Annotated in this window: 3 protein-coding genes; 2 read left to right on the forward strand and 1 reads right to left on the reverse strand. The window is 38.5% G+C overall.

All coding sequences use genetic code 11. The annotated features are described in order from the left end of the window. The first annotated feature begins 892 nt into the window (after positions 1-892). Positions 893-1,216: a hypothetical protein gene (locus tag O9290_RS27570; protein WP_288087745.1), complete on the forward strand. Its 324-nt coding sequence runs from the start codon at positions 893-895 to the stop codon at positions 1,214-1,216. Beyond that, on the forward strand, positions 1,206-1,397 hold the full coding sequence (locus O9290_RS27575) for a hypothetical protein (protein ID WP_288087748.1): 192 nt from the start codon (positions 1,206-1,208) through the stop codon (positions 1,395-1,397). Before O9290_RS27570 ends, O9290_RS27575 begins: the two co-directional genes overlap by 11 nt. Positions 1,398-1,473: 76 nt before the next feature. Here the strand turns inward: O9290_RS27575 and O9290_RS27580 are convergent, their stop codons facing one another. Then, positions 1,474-1,920, reverse strand: a complete 447-nt coding sequence (locus tag O9290_RS27580; protein ID WP_288087750.1) for a helix-turn-helix domain-containing protein — start codon at positions 1,918-1,920, stop codon at positions 1,474-1,476. Between the last annotated feature and the right edge of the window lie 228 nt (positions 1,921-2,148).

Genomic DNA, 2,148 nt, shown 5'->3' on the forward strand with positions numbered 1-2,148 from the left:
GTTTTTTTTTGTTTCTTCTTGTATCTTGAGAGAACATCAGGTAAAACTTATGTACTAGCTCTATCTATGCTGCTCTCATGCACCTTCATCTTATGCCAGATACTGAATGCCTGTAATCAAGATATAGCAAGGGTTTAGCAATGTAGTATAAGAATTACATATATACTACAAAGCTAACTTCAAATTTAATTTATATAAGTACAGTAGTACACTACAGGGTGAGGCCGCTCTGAGGCAGGAGTAAGACCGTACTGTGTTACTACGCAGAAGCCAATCCTAGCCTAGAGTAAGGGTATATACTGTTACTACACAGAAGCCGCTCCGAGCCTAGAGTGAGGACACTAATGTCACTACACGGAAGCCGGTTTTCATCCATCTGAGGGGGAAAGAAAGGACTGAGGGGATGAATCCCCTCAGACTCCCCTCTATCACGTTTTTTCCCTATTCCGGGCGCGTTGCCCATTAAGCTGTTAACAGGTTGTAACCAATGGCTATAAGCTGTTAACAGGTTGTAACCAATGGCTATAAGCTGTTAACAGGTTATTATTAGACAAGAAAAATCTCATTAGTCCCAAACCTAATGAGAAGACTGCCATCTTTTGATTTAAATTTTATCTAAAATTATTATACCAAAATAGCGAGCGCCAGGAGTCTGTCTTAGCATCAAATAACAAAACGTAAATGCTGTCATTTTTGGGCTGATCTATGTTCCCGGCTAACGCGCCCGTCATATCCCAGGTTGACAACGTGAAAGTCAGCGCCCGGACTTAATTTAAGATTAGCAAAGATTTCTGGTTTTGTCAATCCCTCAAAAAATCTTTTTCTAAGGGGTTGACAATATCTTGTTAACGGGTTACTGTAGAAGATATAAACCTGTTAACGAGTTACTGCCATGACACTTAAATCGACGAGAGGAGGGCGCGGCCATGTTGCCCCTTACGAAACCACGCACGCCCGGATACCAATCGCAATAAAGCCTTATGTGAATTTTATCTCTGATAGTTTCAAGCAATCTGTAGAGGATGGTACTGATGATAATTTTGTATTAGTTTTAGAGTCCACAATGGAAAATATTACCATGAATAAAGGTGTTAACGAGAATAATATTAGACAATTAGCCTTAGAAGTGGTAAAATTAAAGAAGCAAAAAAAATCTACTAAAATTGCATTTGATAACTTGTTAACAGCTATATTAGGAGAAGACTATGAGCCGTAGAAAAATTGGGGCAGCACTAAAAAGAATCTGTGATTATGAGGGTATTGTCTTGTCGAGAGATGAAATTAAATTTCATATCGATAGATTGATAAGTGAAAATATTCCTATTGGGCTATCTGATGATGGTCTGGATGAGATTGTATTAGATTATCTCAAGGATGAAAAGGTGTTAACAGCTTAATGGGCAACGCGCCCGGAATAGGGAAAAAACGTGATAGAGGGGAGTCTGAGGGGATTCATCCCCTCAGTCCTTAGCTCTAAGCTTCTAAGGATTCATCTAGCTGAGATTCATCATCCCATAGCTGGCACAGGAGATTATAGTTTTTAGCCCGGGATTTAAAGCCAATGTGTGGATTTAATTGATAGATATTCTGCCGGCCGTTCTTGTCCACTATTCTCAGATAATCAGCCTTGATCAATTTTTTGATAGATTTGCTAATCTCTGGCTGTACAATCCCCAATCCTTCTGATAATTCCTTCTGAGTAACATTTAGAAGATTTTCATATTCCATAATGGAAATTAGAAATAGCAGTACATTCTTATCAGTAGGCGTTAATCTTCTGTCAACTGCCAATCGACCAAGCCCTTCAGCAAAAATCCTTACATGAGGTTTATCTGTTAACATCTTTATAGGCGTTACGACAGTCTTTGCCATACACCCCTCCGGAACATTAATCTGGTAATTGAACGTTTTATCAGCCATAATCATTCTAATCTAATATGTGTGTAAACCTATAATATCATAGGTATTGACCTATATTGTAGGTTTTGAAACCCTTACCCAGTAAGGGTTTTTTTTTGTTTCTTCTTGTATCTTGAGAGAACATCAGGTAAAACTTATGTACTAGCTCTATCTATGCTGCTCTCATGCACCTTCATCTTATGCCAGATACTGAATGCCTGTAATCAAGATATAGCAAGGGTTTAGCAA

The organism is Microcystis sp. LE19-41.2A, assembly GCF_027530405.1.
GTDB lineage: Bacteria > Cyanobacteriota > Cyanobacteriia > Cyanobacteriales > Microcystaceae > Microcystis > Microcystis aeruginosa.